The sequence below is a fragment of the Rhodococcus sp. 66b genome (assembly GCF_002076325.1).
GTDB lineage: Bacteria > Actinomycetota > Actinomycetes > Mycobacteriales > Mycobacteriaceae > Rhodococcus_F > Rhodococcus_F erythropolis.
Window position 1 is genome coordinate 212,713 of sequence record NZ_MUZB01000001.1, and the last position, 17,203, is coordinate 229,915.

The 17,203-nt window shown below is 62.5% G+C and carries 16 protein-coding genes; 8 read left to right on the forward strand and 8 right to left on the reverse strand.

What is annotated here, in order from left to right:
• The first annotated feature begins 89 nt into the window (after window positions 1-89).
• On the forward strand, window positions 90-1,037 hold the full coding sequence (gene zapE, locus B0E55_RS00990; protein ID WP_080908912.1) for a cell division protein ZapE: 948 nt from the start codon (window positions 90-92) through the stop codon (window positions 1,035-1,037).
• 9 nt (window positions 1,038-1,046) lie between these two features.
• On the opposite strand, the gene B0E55_RS00995 is transcribed toward zapE, so the two are convergent.
• Window positions 1,047-1,796 carry a helix-turn-helix domain-containing protein gene (locus B0E55_RS00995; protein WP_080908913.1) on the reverse strand — a complete coding sequence of 250 codons (750 nt, stop codon included), beginning with the start codon at window positions 1,794-1,796 and terminating at the stop codon, window positions 1,047-1,049.
• Between B0E55_RS00995 and B0E55_RS01000 the strand changes: the two genes are divergently transcribed.
• Together B0E55_RS01000 and B0E55_RS01005 are read left to right on the forward strand one after the other, a co-directional pair.
• Window positions 1,771-2,616, forward strand: coding sequence for an ABC transporter ATP-binding protein (locus B0E55_RS01000; protein WP_029254452.1), 846 nt, complete (start codon window positions 1,771-1,773; stop codon window positions 2,614-2,616). The two genes, B0E55_RS00995 and B0E55_RS01000, sit on opposite strands and share 26 nt — an antisense overlap.
• On the forward strand, window positions 2,613-3,920 hold the full coding sequence (locus B0E55_RS01005) for an FtsX-like permease family protein (protein ID WP_080908914.1): 1,308 nt from the start codon (window positions 2,613-2,615) through the stop codon (window positions 3,918-3,920). The genes B0E55_RS01000 and B0E55_RS01005 overlap by 4 nt, the downstream gene beginning before the upstream one ends.
• A gap of 18 nt (window positions 3,921-3,938) precedes the next feature.
• Here B0E55_RS01005 and B0E55_RS01010 read toward each other — a convergent pair whose 3' ends face one another.
• The 4 genes from B0E55_RS01010 to B0E55_RS01025 all read right to left on the reverse strand — a co-directional run bounded on the left by B0E55_RS01010 (window position 3,939) and on the right by B0E55_RS01025 (window position 7,487).
• On the reverse strand, window positions 3,939-4,787 hold the full coding sequence (locus B0E55_RS01010; RefSeq protein WP_019746874.1) for a sterol desaturase family protein: 849 nt from the start codon (window positions 4,785-4,787) through the stop codon (window positions 3,939-3,941).
• A gap of 82 nt (window positions 4,788-4,869) precedes the next feature.
• Complete coding sequence (locus tag B0E55_RS01015) at window positions 4,870-5,679, reverse strand: PE-PPE domain-containing protein (RefSeq protein ID WP_020968420.1); 810 nt, start codon at window positions 5,677-5,679, stop codon at window positions 4,870-4,872.
• Window positions 5,680-5,867: 188 nt separating this feature from the next.
• Window positions 5,868-7,055 (reverse strand): serine hydrolase domain-containing protein, encoded by a 1,188-nt coding sequence (locus B0E55_RS01020; protein ID WP_176450500.1) that lies wholly within the window; start codon window positions 7,053-7,055, stop codon window positions 5,868-5,870.
• A gap of 144 nt (window positions 7,056-7,199) precedes the next feature.
• A complete protein-coding gene (locus B0E55_RS01025; protein WP_020906139.1) occupies window positions 7,200-7,487 on the reverse strand; it encodes a MerR family transcriptional regulator in 288 nt (95 codons plus the stop codon).
• A gap of 485 nt (window positions 7,488-7,972) precedes the next feature.
• Here B0E55_RS01025 and B0E55_RS31495 point away from each other — a divergent pair, with 485 nt between their 5' ends.
• Window positions 7,973-8,209, forward strand: a complete 237-nt coding sequence (locus B0E55_RS31495; RefSeq protein ID WP_125461407.1) for a hypothetical protein — start codon at window positions 7,973-7,975, stop codon at window positions 8,207-8,209.
• 135 nt (window positions 8,210-8,344) lie between these two features.
• Here the strand turns inward: B0E55_RS31495 and B0E55_RS01030 are convergent, their stop codons facing one another.
• The 3 genes from B0E55_RS01030 to kstD form a co-directional block, all read right to left on the reverse strand.
• A complete protein-coding gene (locus B0E55_RS01030) occupies window positions 8,345-10,108 on the reverse strand; it encodes a cholesterol oxidase substrate-binding domain-containing protein (RefSeq protein ID WP_020906140.1) in 1,764 nt (587 codons plus the stop codon).
• Window positions 10,109-10,177: 69 nt separating this feature from the next.
• The gene (locus tag B0E55_RS01035; RefSeq protein WP_003945880.1) at window positions 10,178-11,035 is read right to left on the reverse strand and encodes a MaoC/PaaZ C-terminal domain-containing protein; all 858 of its coding nucleotides are present in this window, start codon (window positions 11,033-11,035) and stop codon (window positions 10,178-10,180) included.
• The gene (kstD, locus tag B0E55_RS01040) at window positions 11,025-12,749 is read right to left on the reverse strand and encodes a 3-oxosteroid 1-dehydrogenase (protein ID WP_198538381.1); all 1,725 of its coding nucleotides are present in this window, start codon (window positions 12,747-12,749) and stop codon (window positions 11,025-11,027) included. The genes B0E55_RS01035 and kstD overlap by 11 nt, the downstream gene beginning before the upstream one ends.
• A 115-nt stretch (window positions 12,750-12,864) precedes the next feature.
• On the opposite strand from kstD, the gene B0E55_RS01045 reads away from it, so the two are divergent.
• The 4 genes from B0E55_RS01045 to dmpG are packed head-to-tail and all read left to right on the forward strand — an operon-like array spanning window position 12,865 to window position 17,203.
• Window positions 12,865-14,463, forward strand: a complete 1,599-nt coding sequence (locus B0E55_RS01045) for an FAD-binding protein (RefSeq protein WP_070385814.1) — start codon at window positions 12,865-12,867, stop codon at window positions 14,461-14,463.
• A 3-nt stretch (window positions 14,464-14,466) separates the two neighbouring features.
• A complete protein-coding gene (locus tag B0E55_RS01050) occupies window positions 14,467-15,252 on the forward strand; it encodes a 2-keto-4-pentenoate hydratase (RefSeq protein ID WP_003945480.1) in 786 nt (261 codons plus the stop codon).
• 8 nt (window positions 15,253-15,260) lie between these two features.
• Window positions 15,261-16,163: an acetaldehyde dehydrogenase (acetylating) gene (locus tag B0E55_RS01055; RefSeq protein WP_080908917.1), complete on the forward strand. Its 903-nt coding sequence runs from the start codon at window positions 15,261-15,263 to the stop codon at window positions 16,161-16,163.
• Window positions 16,160-17,203 carry a 4-hydroxy-2-oxovalerate aldolase gene (dmpG, locus tag B0E55_RS01060; RefSeq protein ID WP_020906144.1) on the forward strand — a complete coding sequence of 348 codons (1,044 nt, stop codon included), beginning with the start codon at window positions 16,160-16,162 and terminating at the stop codon, window positions 17,201-17,203. The genes B0E55_RS01055 and dmpG overlap by 4 nt, the downstream gene beginning before the upstream one ends.

Genomic DNA, 17,203 nt, shown 5'->3' on the forward strand with positions numbered 1-17,203 from the left:
GCATGCTGCAGATGGTGCGTCGTGAGGGTCACATTGACTCGATTTGCCTTCGGTCACTAGCCTCGACTCTACAGATGTAGAGGAGCCTCATGTTACTGGACGAAGAGCAGTTGGCGGCACGTGAAGCTCTCGATGCCCTGCGAGCCCGGATATCCGACGGTGAGGTCGGCGGAGGGATCTACCTCTGGGGTAGCGTCGGCCGCGGTAAGACGATGCTCATGGAGGAGTTCTACGAGAGCATCCGAGTCGGCAAGCGGCGCATTCACTTTCATCGGTTCTTTGCAGATCTGCACTCTCGGGCGCACGAACTCGGGTCGATGGGCGCGGCGCTGGACCACGTCGTCGACGGAATCCGCGTGCTCTGTTTCGACGAGTTCCACATCGACGACGTCGCCGACGCCATGTTCATGGCAAGGGTTCTCGACACAATCGTCGCGAAAGGTGTGACTGTTGTTGTCACGTCCAATGTCCCGCCGACCGATCTTCTTCCGAATCCGCTTTTTCACGAGCAGTTCGTTCCGTCGATCGAGTTGATCGAGCGGACTCTCGAGGTGATCGAATTGGGTGGCTCCGTCGACTATCGGACGGCGGGTCAGCCAGGTGCCGGGGACTACCGTTTTGCGACAGGGGCATTCCTCGTCGGCTCGGGAATTACGTGGCCTTCGGGCGAAAGTGTCGAATTGACGATAGGCACACGCACATTGGAGTGCTCGGCGATTCGAGACGGTGTTGTCTGGTTCGACTTCGAGGTGCTGTGCGCTGGTTCGACCTCGGCTGCCGACTATCTCGAGCTTGCCTCCCGCTTCGACGACTGGGTGATCTTCGGAGTACCGGTGCTTGCCGAAGCTTCGGAATTTGCCCTTCGCCGTTTCGGAAATGTCGTCGATGTTCTCTACGACGTCGATGCGCGACTGACGGTGTATGCCGCTGCCGGTGTGGAGGACGTTGCGGGCAGTCTTCGGGACGTTCCCGGATTGGCGCGCCTCTACAGTCGTCTGTCGTTGCTCGCGAGGACGGAGATGGACAGCGTCAGCTGAGGGGCAGCGTCAATTCCAGGTGAGGCCGCCGGTCGCGGCGCTGGGCGTGAGCCCGAACATACTGTGGCAGATACGGTTGAGATGGGCGCTGTCGGTGAAACCGGCCTCGTGTGCACTGGTTGTCAGAGTTGCGCCACTGCTCATCACTTCCATGGCGCGTCGTAACCGTAACCAGCGGATGTAGGTCGAAAAGCTCATCTGCAGTTGATCGTTGAAGATTCTTCCCAGCCGTCCGGGCGAGATGGAGACCAGGGCGGCGATGTCCGTCAGTGTGACCTGCCCCGAGATTCTCTCGGGAAGTAGCGTCAGGGCATGCTCGAGGGCCGGGTGAAGAGCGCGCAGGCTCGACGCCTTTTCGCGTTCGGATAGTGAATCGATCAGCCTCGCTGCGTATTCCAGATCCGAATCAGCGCCGCGGTCCGTCATCGCTACTGCGGTCTGCCCAGGGTCCGACCAGTCGGCCACACCACCGCGGCCCGGCTCCGGTGGCCTGATGCGCAGACCCATCCCGGTGGTGGAGTCAATGTAGATCGCCCGTCCCCGCGCACCCTCGGAGGCGGACAACGCGTGGACCGCCCCGGATGGAATGACCACGGACCGCACGACTTCACTGTGGCCGTCCCCGTCCGTGACCGTGACGTCCCCGTCGTCGATGATCATGATCTGAACAGCGGCGTGCGAATGCATGTGCGCGGATCCCACTGCGCCGGTGAACATGAGAATTCCGGGCTGCATGTGGACGGCGCCGGACCAGGTCATGTCGGAAATCATAGTGACGACCCTGACAGAGCTCGGGGTCCGGTCATCCTCCGGTAGGACCGAGCTCAGTCCGAAGATCGTGCGCTGGGCCGATGTGTTCGCGAGGGGTTCACGAGAAGGTGGAATCATGAACAACGCACAAGCACCCGCAGTCCTGTCGGTCCACGCGCTGGGCAAGTCGTACGGCGACGTTCCGGTGCTCCGAGGTGTATCGCTGGAAGTGCGCGCCGGTACTGCCACGGCCATCATGGGTCCTTCAGGATCGGGGAAGTCGACACTGCTGCATTGCATGTCAGGAATCGTCAAGCCCGACTCGGGAGCAATCTTGCTGAGCGGCCGGCATATCGAGAACCTCGGTGAGAACGACCGCAGCCGGCTCCGACGGGAGTCGTACGGGTTCGTTTTTCAATCGGGCCAACTGTTGCCGGAGCTTCCGGCGATCGAGAACGTCGCTTTGCCCTTGGTGCTCAACGGGTTGTCCATCGCAGAAGCCAAGCGGACGGCGCACGGCTTCTTCGCGCCGTTGGGGCTGGATGGGTTGCAGGATCGTCGCCCGGGTCAGATGTCGGGTGGGCAGTCGCAACGTGTGGCGATTGCGCGAGCGTTGGTAACCAAACCCGCAGTTCTCTTCGCAGACGAGCCGACCGGTGCCCTCGACGCGCAGACGAGTTGGGAAGTGATGAGGGTGTTGCGTGATTCGGCTCAACAGATCGGTTCTGCGTTGGTCGTCGTCACTCACGATGCCGAAGTCGCTCGGTGGTGTGATCGCACGATGATGATGCAGGCCGGTTCGCTCGTCGGGACACAGGTGGCGGCATGAAGGCCACAGCGCGCGTTGCATTGATGACGGTGCGCGGTGAAGGGCGAAAGGCCTTGAGTACCTTCGCGCTCCCAGTGTCCGCATTTGCCGCCTCGACGACGTTGTTGCTGACGGTGCTCGGCGGCTACGGTGCATTCGCGGGCAGATCGAGCGAACCCGAAGCCGAGGCGTACCTAGCGCTCGCAGGGGTAGCTTCGGTGTTGATGATCGTTCCAGCCGTCACTCTCGGTCTGGCGGCGGCCCGCTTGGGCGCGCGCCGTCGCGACGAACGACTCGCCTCGCTGCGACTCATCGGATCCACCCCTCGCCAGATCGTTGCGCTGTGCGCTGCGGAATCGGGTATCCAGGGCTTGGCCGGTGCGTTGATCGGTGTGGTGGGATACCTCCTCGCGTTGCCGCTCGTAGCTCTCTTGAGATTTCAAGGTCGGACATTCGAGTGGAGTGAGCTTTGGGTTGGCACACTCCCTCTGGTGGGCATCGTATTCGGAATGACCATCCTGGCTGCTTTGACGTCGATGCTCGGGATGCGCCAGGTGTTCGTGAGCCCGTTGGGCGTCACGGCGGGCAATCCCAGCGCCGCACCGAAGATGATCTTCGCTGTGGCTGGGGTGGGGGTTCTTGTGGGATGGAGTGCATTCGGGGGCTCCGCGGCAAGCATCGCGGCAATCCTGGTGGGCCTTGGTCTCTGCTTCGGCGTTGTTGCGTTGGTCGGTCCGTTCGTCATTTCGCTGCTTGGACGGATCATGCTCAAATGCGCCAAAGACGGTGCTTCGCTGATTGCGGCGCGTCGGGTCCTGGACAATCCGAAGGCTGTGTGGCGCACGGTCAGCGGTGTGACGATGGCCAGCTTTGTTGCCGCAGGCACATCTCTCCTCGCCGCGATAGGCAACGGGGAGGGGCAGGATTTGCAGCCAGGGCAGGAGTTCCTGTTCGCGGACATGAGAACCGGGGTGTTGTTCACTCTCGGAGCAACATTCACGTTGGCTGCCATCTCGTCTGCGCTCACCCAGGTATCCGGGATCCTCGACAACCGTGAGCTGTATCGGAGTCTGACTCTGGCCGGTACACCTGTCGAGGTGATGGACAGCGCCCGCGTGAGGCACGTTCGCACTCCCGTGGTGGTGATGGCACTGGCCGGCGCCGGCGCTGCACTGCTGTTCCTCTTCCCGCTGGCAGGGGCAGCCGTATTGACCACTCCGATGGCGCTGGTTCAGTTGGGCGTCACCCTGGCTGTGGGGATCGCGTTGGTGTTGGCCAGTGCGTTTGCAGCCAAGCCCGTCATGCGACGGGTACTCGCGGGCTGAATCTCCACCGATCGTCCGTCAGTTCTGTTTCCGGAACGGTTCGGCCAACTGGCCGAGGTAGTCGTCCGGGTAGTCGGGTTTGGCCGCCATTCCGAGATCGTCACTGCTGAAGCGCTTTTCCGGATCGAAAGAATAAGTGCGGAAAAGGTGATCCCAGATCAGAGTGAACAAACCGAAATTGACGTCACCGATTCCCGCCCACTTCAGGTGATGGAATCGGTGGCCGGCGTTGAGGGCGAGTATCGGACGCAGGGGGCCGATGCGGTAATCGGCATTCGAATGCTGAAGCAGGAGTTGGACAGCGACACAAACCGCGAGCGCCGAGGCAACTGGAACGGGCATCCCGAGGAGGATCAGTGGCAGGACGCCGCCGGCGGTTTCGAAAGTCTGATGCACGGGGTGCTTCATCAGTCCGTTCATACCGTAGAACCGTTCGAGGCTGTGATGAACCGCGTGGAAACGCCACAACCATCCAACCTTGTGGCTGATCAAATGCACCACGGTGATGCCGAAATCGGCAACCAACACTGCGAAGACGACCTGAAGGACAAACGGAAGACCGCTCGGCCACAGCCCGTCGAACGGAATCACCGCGGCCATCAACGGGATTACCGCGACGCTGACCAAGATGAGGGATTCGTTGACAAACGCATGGACAGCGTCGCGAAACCTGTCCGGTCCCGGGGCATTCCACGAAGATTCGTAGGGAAGCGCCCGTTCGGCCGCGAAAGAGCAGGCCACTGCGAAGAGAATCAATGCCACCAGTGACCATTTCGGCGCGCCGGATGCCGCCAGCGCGATTGCGGCTCCGTTGATTCCCAAGAGCATGAACGGGACGTACCCGTATCTGACGATGAAGGTGAGCATGTGATCGATGGTGCTCGATACTGGTGGCTCTCGACTTGTACGAATCGGTCGACTTTCAGTCAACCGAACAGGCGGTATCGCGTTACTTCGTCAGCACGGTCGCGAGTGCAGCGCTCAGATACGGAGTGATGTTCTCGACGACCCGCGTCACGATCGCAGTGGCAACGTCAGCGGGTTGCAGTGGCACAGACGGCGTCTGCGGCAGTGCCGGGGGAGCAGGCGGAGCGGGCTCGGACATCATCGGCGTATAGGTGTTGTGCTTCGTGAAGTAGCCGAAGACCGAATCCACGAACACCTCGGGCGCATCACGCGGCTTGGGCATGTTGCAGATGCCGTCACCCTCGATGCAGACTTCCTGCACTGCGATGTCTCCGAATCCACCGCGTGCTCCGGACATCGTCGCTCCCGGAACGACATTGGGCACTACGGTTTCGATGCCCCCGGCCGAGTTGCGAGGGTCGGCGTAGAGGACGCCTTCGACTTGCGACTGCGGAATGGATCCGTCGCGTGCGATGTCACCGAGAACGTCGCCGGCAATACGCGCTCCCTGTGAGTATCCGGTGACGACGATCTCGCTGCCCGGGCACTGAGCGTGGAAAGCGTTGACTTCAGTGCGAAGCGTCTGGGCGCCGGCGGCAACGCTCTGGTCGTACGTCTGATCGCCGAGCGGCCAGAAGCTGGCGGGGTAGGTCACCGGCTTGGAGGCGTAACCCTGGGCCACGTAGCGGTCGGTGACGGGTTGCGTCGTTTGTCCCGTCGGATCCCACGTTCCGCCGACCGCGAATACCGCACCGGCAGGGCACGACCCACTGTCATTCGGGTCCGCTCCGGCAGGCACCGACATCACAAGAGTCACCCCCGCTGTGACTGCAACCGTGCATGCCACTGACATCGCGTATTTCCTCATCGGGCCTGTCCCCATCTATCTACGTTCTCGTTCACTGGCGAGACAACCCGCGGTCCGACGCGTTTCGTTCGGTACTGAAGAGAATGGTGATGGGGCGATAAGTCCTGGAGGTAATCCGTGCGTAAACAGGAAGTTGCCGACCGACGCTGTTTGCTACCAGCGTGTGTGGCGCGTCACGGCGTCGGGACCTGCGGTGGGTGATCCGGTTCGAGGAGGGTTCCGATCGCCTTGCCCATCGGCACGGCGTTGTTGAGGTCCGCGTTGGTTGTCGGCCCGAGCGTGGCGTAGACGACGATCGTCGTCTTCGAGTCGGGGTAATAGAGCGCAAGCCCGTTGTAGCCGCCGTACGACGGGTTCATCACCAGCCAACCGTCGAGGTGCCCGGTCCCGAAGGAAAAGAACTTGTCCGCCGTCATACTTCCCAAGCCCGCAGTCGTCGGCGCCATCTGCTGCTCGAAAGCCTTGTCGGAGAGCAACTCTCCCGTTCCGAGCGCGCGCACCCACTTTCCGACGTCGGCGACAGGCGCGTTCATGTTTCCGCTGTGCAGGAAAGCCGTCGGATTCCAGAAAGTGGAGTCTTCGAATACTCCGCGTTCATTGGTGTAGCCGTGCAGGATCGGCTCGTCCATCTGCGACGTGAGCACAACGCTGCTGTGATCCATCCCGAGCGGATCGAAGACGCGCTGCTGAAGTAGGTCGCCCAGCGGTTTTCCAGTCGCTTTCTCCATGACGTCGCCGAGCAGCGTCAGGTCGCTGTGCGCGTACGCCCAACTGGTGCCGGGTTCGAACAGCGGTGGGCGGGAGTTGGCAAGATTCAGGATCTCCTGAGAAGTCCAGCCTTTCATCGGGTTGTCCGTGAAGAGTTTGAGGAACTGTGGATCGGTCACGTAGTCGGAGATGCCCGACGTGCTGTTGGCCAGCATTCGTGGAGTGATGGTCTCTGCGCGTGGAAAGTTCGGTTCCCACTTCGCGATCGGTTGATCGAGGGGAAGCGTTCCCTCTTCGTCGAGTTGCAGCAGAACTGTCGAGAGCATCGGTTCCATCGGCTGACCGACGCGCAACTGCATGTCGGTTGTCGCCGGAACTCCGATAGGGGACTCTCCGACGGCACCGAGAGCAATCTCGTCGTCGCCCCGCCACACTCCGAACACGGCGGCACTGAGGCCCAAGTCGGCCACCTGACGGCGGACGAGGTCCGCGATCTCGGTGGATTCCTGACTGCTCGCGGTGCTGGGAGATGCGCTGCTCGTGTTTGTTGCCGAGTCCTCGTCGGAACTGCACGCAGCGGTTGCAATGGCAACGGTCAAGGCGATCGACAGAGCAGCTAGCCGCACCCGAGTGCGGTGGTGGGAGGAATTCATGCCTGCGATCCCTTCGATGTGGAAATCGAGCAACCGACGCCTAGCAATGTCCCAATTGACTGAATTTAGCGCAGTTCGAAGGGGGAGGGAACAGATTGACGGTTAGGGGTGACTGCTACTCCCAGTGCCTGATCACGTCAGTCCTCAGTCCGGCGTTGCGTCCGATTCCGCTCGTCGGTCCTGTGCTTGCTGGAGCTCGGCGTTGATGCGACGAGCCTCGGTGAGTTGGTCTTCGAGGATGATGATGCGGCAAGCCGCGTCGAGCGCCGTGCCGTTGGCTACGAGTTCGTGCGCGCGGGCCGCGATGCGCAGCTGGTACCGGGAGTAGCGGCGATGTCCGCCCTCAGAGCGTTGTGGGGTAAGCAGTTTCGCGGCATCGAGGCTACGAAGGAAAGCTTGCCTGACACCGAGGATCTCGGCCGCATGTCCCATGCTGTACGCAGGATAGTTCTCGTCGTCGAATCTGCCGGAGGGGTCCCCCGGTGGTGTATCTGCCGGAATGGCTCGCTTCTTTCGCTGAACGGACGGGGCCCCCGGCGCGAGGTGCGCCGGGGGCCGGATGGGGTTGAACTTACTTACATAACTGCATTCTTTCGAACTTCCGGACTCGCACAAAACGTCCGGTAGCCGCTTTGAAGGGGGGGTGCCGGGTCCGACTACACACTCACACACGAATTCGGCCCCGGCACGTCCCTGCCCTGCGGTACTGCTTGCGGGTAGTTCATCTCTCCCGCATCTCTTGACTCGTTCCTTGCTACGAGAAAAAAGATACAACACCCTCGTGAGAATGTCTACCCTGACCGCTGTAGATATTTTGTCGCGAACTTTCTAGGTATCGATGTTCAGGAACGGCCTGGTCACCGGGGGTGAGAGCGCTCCATGTGAGTCATGGGAGATGAATCTGGGACAATGCTCCGATGCGAAATACCCCGAAGTCCGAGTCGTTGTTGCGCGCCCGCGCGGAGAGGGAAGAGCGCACCGGCTCCTCCGAGCATCCCGCTGGTGGCGCGTCGAACCCCGGAGAGGACTCGTCGTCGTCCGAGCCGGGGGCGCGCAGCGACAGCGCCACGATTCGGTCGGCTCGGTCCGAGCTCTCAACTCATGCCAGGGCCGTGGAAAGTATGCACGAGGCGATCCATCCTGATCGCGATTGAGTCAGTTACCTGGTCGGGATGCGGGGGGACTCCTTCATCCCGCTCACTGCAACGCACGACGGCCGCCGCACTCCCGAAAGTAGGGGAGTGGCGACGACCGTCGAGTTGGCAGAGTGCGTGCCTGGTGCTTGGACCTCAGGGCAGCAACTGGTCCAGGAAGGTGTTGCTGAAGACCTTGTGCGGATCCAACGCGTTGTATGCGGCGTTGGCGGTGTCCCAGTTGTCGCTCGATGGGACGCCGTCGCGGTAGGTCTGGGGGAGGCCCTGGGTGATGATCGGGGCGTCGGTGTACGGCTTGTCGGGGCCGAACGCCCAGCCCTTGGACCATTCGGGGCGGAAGGTGGCGTCGTTGTTGTTGTAGTGATTACGCATCCACTGTTCCATTTCGCGGTAGAACGCGAACATGCCGGGGGTTCCGGGGACGCCGAGGACGTTGAGCCAGATGGCGGTGTCCCATTCCGGATGGTCTGGGCGCGGGCGCATGGCCGAGATGGTGGGGGCGCCTGCCGAGTCGACCTCGACGTCCGAGGGTTGATCGAGGCCGCAGCAACGGATTTCGACGGGGCCGTTGAGGGGGAACTGTCCGATAGAGCGGTAGTACTCCATGCGACCGTTGAACCACTGGGTGAAGTCGTGGATGACCTGGCCGATGTTGGCGCGCGAGGTGATGACGGCTCCGCCGCCCTCGGTCAGACGAAGGGTGGTGGCCCGGATGTAGAACTGGACGTCCTTGGACCATCCCCACAGGTCGTTGGAGAAGGTCGCGGCGAGTCCGGCAACGGTGGTGGCGTACATGATCTGCCCGAATGCCGGTGCGATGCCCGGGTTTCCGGCGTTGATCTGCCCGATCATGTCGGTGACCGGCTCCGGGAGGTTGTCGGAGAAGATGTAGTTGTAGGGCCCGGTCACCTCACGCGAGAACGGCGGCTTGGTGGGGGCAAGTGACCACACCTTCATCCACGGGCGTTCGGTGAAGGGGTACCAGATTGCTTCTGCGCGACCGTTTTCGCGGACGAACTTCTCGAAGGTGCGTCCGGACGCTCCGCGGGCGCCGAAGAGTTCCTGCCAACCGATGTCGGTGTGGCTGACGCAGCGCATGCGGTAGTTGGGAGCGGCCTGCAAGGTCACGGAGGTGAGGAAGGTGCGTCCGAGGTGAGTCAGCAGCGGCTTGATCGCTGCATCGCTACGCGCGTACGTCTCGAGCGCGTACTCACTGCCGTTCCAGACCACTGCGGTCAGGGAGGTGACGAGGTTGGAGAGTGAGCCGAAAGTCTGTCCGGGAACGTGTGCTTCGCCTTCGGCGGGGAGCGCTGCACCGTGAGCGTCGACGGCGAGGCAGCCGGCGATGGTCAACACACCGGGCGCCGGCAGGTTCGCGAACCCGAGGCCCTGTGCCTGCAGTGCGGTGGTGATGGCGTCGAGGGTCGCGCCGGGTCCTGCGGTGACGGTGGCCGGGCTGCCACCGGCGTTGACGGAGACGCCGGTGAGGTGGACCGTGGTGTCGGCGAGGATGACCTTGTCGACCGGCGCACCGTTGACGATGGTCAGCGGCGTCCAGCCGTGCATGGCACCGCGGGGACGAATGGTGTAGCCGTTGGCATGGCCCCAGTTCGCGAGGCGGACTACGTCTTCGGGCGTCTTGGGTGAACAGGTCCAGATCGCGTCGAGCATGATCTCTTTGGACCAGTTCTGATATGCCTGCTGGTACAGCGCGATGCCTTCGGGGAAGGCGGGCGGCGGTGTGAGGGTGGAGACAGGACCACCCGCGGAGCCGGAGGAGCCGGCGGGGACGGCGTAGGCCGGCGTCCAGCCGGCGAATGCGGTCGCTGCCACGGCGCCGGCTCCAGCGGCCATGAAACCTCGTCGGGACAGTCGGAACTTTTCGTCTTGTGCCGTCATCTTCGGGCTACTCCATCGGGTTCGAGAACTACGGTGAGTTCTAACAGGTGGGTATCAGACAGGTTGGTATCAGACAAGAGTGAGAACTACGTCAGCCAGGGCAGGAGCTTCGCGCTCCAGTACGGAAGCTGAGATCAGGAGTCGCCCATTGTCTTTCCAGATCTGGATACTCAAGTTCTCGCCGGGAAATACGACCCCGGCAAAGCGGGCCCGAAATCCGGCTACCCGACTGCTGTCGCCGTCGAGCATGGTATCCACTGCGGTCTTGCAGACCATTCCGTAAGTACACAGTCCATGCAGGATAGGCGCTGGAAAGCCTGCCGCGGAGGCGAATTGCGGATCCGAGTGCAACGGATTCCGATCACCACACATCCGGTACAGCAAAGCCTGCTGTGGAAGCACAGGCGTCACCACTGTCTCATCTGCTTCGCGATCCGGAAGCGTAATCGACTCCGACGGACCACGTTCACCCCCGAAACCACCCTCGCCGCGGGCGAAAATGGACGAGCGAGCTGTCCACAGCGGGTTGCCCTCGGCGTCGACCGTGACGGATTCCTGCACGATCACCGCGGCCTTGCCCTTGTCCCAGACCTCGGCGATTCGAGTTGTGGTGCGGCCACTTCCACTTGCCGGGATCGGCTGATGGACAGTGACTTCCTGGCTCCCGTGGACTACCTTCGCCAGATCGATTTCGACGCCGGGGAACGAGACCTTCGGCGCTTCGGTGGCGTGGAAGTTGGCGGCGACGGTGGCAAAGGTGGGTAGTACCTGAGGCTTTTCGTCGTCGAGGTATCGAAGCTCGTTCGGATCGAGCGGACGAGCACCTGCCCCTAGTGCCAGGTGGTAGTGCTGCACATCCGACGGGGTCCATGAGAACTCTTGTGGCGCAAGCTCGGCGCCGAGTGCGATCTTCGGATCAATTGGCATGGTCGACCGCCGTCTTTTCAGCTGCCGGTGCCTCGGTGCTCTCGGCCTTCTTCGCACGCTCGACGATGTCGAGTACTGCCAGGTAACCGAAAGTCATTGCGGGGCCGATGGTCGCGCCTGGTCCGGCGTAGGTGTGGCCCATGACCGGAGCGCTCGCGTTGCCAGCGGCGTAGAGGCCGTCGATGACGCTTCCGTCTTCGCGTAGTGCTCGGCCGTTGACGTCGGTGCAGATACCACCCTTGGTGCCGAGGTCACCCGGAACCATCTTGATGGCGTAGAACGGAGCCTTGCTGATTTCGGCGAGGCTGGGGTTCTTCAGTCGGGGATCGCCGTAGTACGCGTCGTAACCACTGTCACCGCGTCCGAAGTCCTCGTCCTTGCCGTTGCGTGCGAAGCCGTTGAACCGGTCGACGGTTTCGGTCAGCGATGCGACGGGAAGCCCTGTCTTCTCGGCCAATTCGGCGATGGTTCCCGCCTTGACCACGATGCCGGCCTTGAGCCAGCGGCCGGGGAAGGGGGAGCGGGGAGTGATACCGGCAAACGTGTAGCGGTTGCGGTAGCGCTGATCGAGGATCATCCACGTCGGGATGTTCTCGCCGGCGCCTTCGCCCTGACCGTACTCACCGCCGTACATCGCATGGGTTGCCTCGACGTACGGAGCAGCCTCGTTGCCGAAGCGCTTGCCCGACATGTTGACCATCATGCAGCCCGGGAGGGTGCGCTCGGAGAGAGCGAACCACGGTCCGCCGGTCAGCGGAATGGACGGGCCCCACCAGGCGTCGTCCATGAAATCGACTGCAGCGCCGACTTCTTGGCCTGCGCGGATACCGTCGCCGGTGTTTGCCTTCGCGCCGACGGTCCATTCGGTGCCGATGGGTCCGCGCTGGTACTTCTCACGCATTTCCTTGTTGTGCTCGAATCCGCCGGATCCCAACACAACTCCGTGGCGAGCGCGGATGACCTGCTCCTCGCCGTCGATTAGGACGTTGACGCCGCGAACTGCGCCGTCTTCGGTGTACAGGGAGGTCAGCGGGGTGTTCAGCAGGATGGGTACTCCGGCGGACTGAAGTCCGAGTCGAATACCGGCGACCAGTGCCTGGCCGCGAACCAGCAGATCCTTCTTTGTGGCCTTGGCTGCGAGGAATCGCATGCCGACCTTCATGGCGCGCAGGGGTCCGCGAGGATTGCGCATCAGCAGGTTGAGCCACTTGTAGTCGGCCTGGGTGATGACGAAGTTCTTGGGGGCCTTGACGTAGTCGGGCTCGAGGTTCTTGCGGTCGGCGCCCAACTTGTTGCCGTCGAACGGGGTGGGCTCGACACTGCGGCCACCTAGGCGTCCGCCGGGAGCTTCCGGGTAGTAGTCGGAGTAGCCGGGCACCCACTGCAGTTCGAGAGGGCTGTTCTTCAACACGAACGAGAGCATCTCGGGACCGCGCTCGAGATAGGTGTCGATGCGTTCGGGAGCGACGACGTCGCCGATGATGCTGTGCAGGTAGGAACGTGCGGCCTCCGGGGTATCGGTGACACCGTCCGCCTGAAGTGCCTCGTTGTTGGGGATCCAGACCCCACCACCGGAACGGGCGGTCGATCCGCCGTAGTGGGCGGCTTTCTCCACGATGACCACACTCAAGCCCTGGTGGGCTGCGGTCAAGGCCGCTGTCATACCTGCGGCACCACTGCCGACGACGACGATGTCGTATTCCTGCTTGCTCATGTAGAACACGTTATAGAATGATGGGGGTGTCAGTCCATGCTTTCTGCCAGGAAGTATTTCCGGACGTTGTCATTGATAACGAAACACGTTGCAGTGAGATTGAGGATGGTGCGGTGTGACCTGGGATACTTCGGTTGACGTCCTTGTGGTCGGGTTCGGTGTGGCGGGCGCCAGTGCGGCGCTCGAAGCGGTAGCGGCCGGTTCGTCGGTTTTGGCGATCGACCGAGCACTCGGTGGTGGGGCCAGCACGATTTCCGGAGGAATCTACTACGCCGGCGGCGGCACCGTGATTCAAAAGGAAGCCGGTGTCGAGGACAGTCCCGAAGCCATGCTCGCCTACCTGAACCGCGAGGTCGGTGACGCGGTGACGCCGCAGACCCTGCGCCGGTTCGTCGACGAGAGCCCGGCGTCGATCGACTGGCTGCGCAGTCACGGCGTGCCGTTCGAAGCCTCACTCTGTCCGTACAAGACGTCGTACCCGAGCAACAAGCACTACCTCTACTTCTCGGGTAGCGAATCTGCCGGCGGGTTCCGTGACATCGCAAAACCTGCTCCTCGCGGCCATCGCGCCAAGGGGCGTGGCACGTCGGGAAAGATGCTCTACGGCCCGCTCGCGAAGTCCGCGGAGGCCAAGGGCGTCCAGTTGCTCGGCCAGACGAGAGCGGACCGGCTGATCATCGAGGACGGCCGGGTGATCGGCGTCGAAGTACTGACTCTTCGTGACGCACCTGCCGGAGTTCGTCGGCGTCACGCGACGCTCGGGTCCCTGTCCTCCAAGCCCGGCGTCTACGCACCGCAGTTGCGCACGATTCTCGACGCACTCATCGCGAAGATCGAGAAGAAGCACGCCAAGCGGATTCGCATCCAGGCGCGCGGCGGCGTGATCCTCAGCGCCGGCGGCTTCGTGTCCAATCGCGAGATGATGCGCACCCATGCCCCCGCCTACAAGGGCGGTATCCCGCTCGGCACCTCCGGGGACGACGGCAAAGGCATCAACCTCGGTATCGAAGCCGGGGGAGCCACCGACAAGCTCGGCAATGTTTCCGCCTGGCGATTCATCGTCCCGCCGAGTGCTTTTCTCGGCTCCATTTTGGTGGGTGAATCCGGTGCGCGAATCGTCGACGAGTCACGTTACGGTGCCGCTCTCGGTCAGGCGATGGCAGAGAAGAGCAACGGAATCGGTTGGCTGCTGGCAGATTCCGAACTCGTTCGCGAAGCGAAATCGCAGATCAGTGACCAGTCGATGTGGTTCCAGCGGGTACAGACCACCGGCATGATGCGTACCGCAGTGCGTGGCAACACCATTGCCGAGGTCGCCCGTAGAGCGGGCATAGACGTCGCCGGCCTTCAAGCCACCGTCGACGCGCACAACTCCGCTGCCGCTGCCGGACAACCTGATCCGATGGGCAAACCGTCGGACTTCGTCAGGCCGATACTGTCTGCGCCGTTCACGATGTACGACGTCTCGATCAAGCCCAACATGATGAATCCGTGCCCGATGCTCACGCTCGGTGGATTGGTGGTCGACGAATCGTCCGGCATGGTGAAAAACGAGGCCGGGGAGGGTATCCCTGGCCTGTATGCCGCCGGCCGTACCGCCGTCGGTATCTGTTCCAACTCGTATGTGAGCGGCTTGTCGCTCGCCGACTGCGTGTTCTCCGGACGACGAGCCGGTCAGCATGCAGCCGCATTCTCCACTGTCGGAAAGGCCTGAACGATGCTCTCGACGCAGATCCGCGGCGAACTTGCCGACCATCTTGATTCGGCGGAACGGGATCGCGCTCCGATCAGCCCGCTGATCGCCACGTATCCGGACATCGACGTCGTCGACGCCTACGAGATCCAGCTCATCAACATCAGGCGTCGTGTTGCCGGTGGCGCAAAGGTGGTCGGGCACAAGGTCGGGCTCTCGTCACTGGCGATGCAGCAGATGATGGGCGTCGACGAGCCAGATTACGGTCACCTGCTCGCCGAGATGGAAGAGTTCGAGGACCGTCCGGTCGACACGTCGCGCTTCTGCTTCCCACGCGTCGAGGTGGAGGTCGCCTTCATTCTGGGAGCAGATCTGCCGGGCGCCGGGTGCACCGAACAAGACGTCATCGACGCCACTGTCGCCTATGCGCCGTCCATCGAGTTGATCGACAGCCGGATCAAGGACTGGAAGATCGGCCTCTCGGACACCATCGCGGACAACGCCTCATCCGCCGGGTTCATTCTCGGCAAGGAACGAGTTCGCCCGTCGGACATCGACATCAAGGCGATCGATGCGGTTCTGACCTGCAACGGCGAGCGGATTGCGGAGGGGCGCAGCGATGCGGTTCTCGGGAACCCGGTCACCGCTGTCGCATGGTTGGCGCAGAAGGTCGACACGTTCGGAGTTCGGCTCAAGGCCGGCGACATCGTTCTGCCGGGTTCGTGCACGCGAGCGATCGACGCTCATCCAGGCGACAACTTCCGAGCCGAGTTCAGCGGCCTCGGTTCCGTCTCTCTTCAGTTCACGTAGGAGTAGTCATGACCAAGGCAAGTGTGGCGATCGTCGGATCGGGAAACATCAGTACCGATCTGTTGTACAAACTGCAGCGTTCCGAGTGGCTCGAACCGCGATGGATGATCGGAATCGATCCCGAGAGTGAAGGATTGGCGCGCGCCCGCAAGATGGGACTCGAGACCTCCGCCGAGGGCGTCGACTGGTTGCTCAGCCAGGCGGAGAAACCGGACCTGGTCTTCGAGGCGACGTCGGCATACGTGCACCGCGAGGCAGCACCACGCTACGAGGCCGCCGGTATCCGTGCCATCGACCTGACTCCGGCCGCGGTCGGCCCGGCTGTGGTTCCGCCCGCGAACCTGCGTGAACACCTGGACTCACCCAACGTCAACATGATCACCTGCGGTGGGCAGGCAACCATTCCGATCGTCTACGCGGTATCGCGAGTCGTCGACGTGGCGTACGCCGAGATCGTCGCCTCCGTTGCATCGTTGTCCGCCGGCCCGGGAACTCGCGCGAACATCGACGAGTTCACCAAGACCACGAGCCGCGGTATCGAGACCATCGGCGGCGCACAGCGCGGTAAGGCGATCATCATCCTCAACCCCGCGGACCCGCCGATGATCATGCGCGACACCATCTTCTGCGCTATCCCCGAAGATGCCGATCAGGCCGCGATCACCGACTCCATTCACCGTGTCGTCACGGACATCCAGCAGTACGTGCCCGGCTACCGGTTGCTCAACGAACCGCAGTTCGACAAACCGAGCGTCGTTTCCGGTGGCTATGCAACGGTCACCACGTTCGTCGAGGTCGAAGGCGCAGGCGATTTCCTGCCGCCGTACGCGGGCAACCTCGACATCATGACGGCAGCAGCCACCAAGGTGGGCGAGGAAATCGCCCAGAAGCTTCTGAGTGTGAAGGCATGAGCGACATGATTCATTTCGATTCGAGCTGGGACATCCGCGTCACCGACACTTCACTGCGCGACGGCTCCCACCACAAGCGTCATCAGTTCACCGTCGAAGAAGTACGAGCCATCGTCGGTGCGCTCGACGGAGCCGGAGTGCCGGTCATCGAGGTCACTCACGGCGACGGCCTCGGCGGGTCCTCCTTCAACTACGGCTTCTCGAAGACTCCCGAGCAGGAACTGATCAAAGCTGCAGTCGAGACGGCGACCAACGCGAAGATCGCCTTCCTGATGCTGCCCGGGTTGGGCATCAAGGACGACATCGTCATCGCACAGGACAACGGTGCGTCCATCTGCCGCATTGCAACTCACTGCACCGAGGCAGACGTATCCATCCAGCACTTCGGCCTCGCGCGTGAGCGTGGACTCGAAACAGTCGGATTCCTCATGATGGCTCACTCGATTCCGCCGGAGAAGCTGGCCAAGCAGGCTCGCATCATGGCCGACGCGGGTTGCCAGTGTGTGTACGTGGTCGACTCGGCCGGCGCGCTGGTACTCGAGCAGGTATCCGATCGCGTCGAGGCGCTGGTTCAGGAACTCGGCAACGACGCTCAGGTCGGCTTCCACGGCCACGAGAACCTGGGCCTGGGCGTCGCCAATTCCATTGCGGCAGTTCGTGCGGGAGCCAAGCAGATCGACGGTAGTACCCGTCGGTTCGGTGCCGGCGCCGGCAACGCCCCGGTCGAGGCCTTCGTCGGTGTTTGCGACAAGATCGGCGTCAAGACCGGTATCGACTTCTTCGCCATCGCCGATGCAGCCGAAGATGTTGTGCGCCCGGCAATGCCGCAGGAATGCCTGCTCGATCGTCAAGCACTGATGATGGGCTACGCCGGCGTGTACTCGAGCTTCCTCAAGCATGCCGAGCGTCAGGCCGAGCGGTACGGAGTGTCGTCCGCGGAGCTGTTGGTGCGCGCAGGCAAGCGCAAGTTGGTCGGCGGCCAGGAAGATCAGTTGATCGACATCGCGCTGGAACTCCAGCGCGAAGCAGCGGCTTCCTAG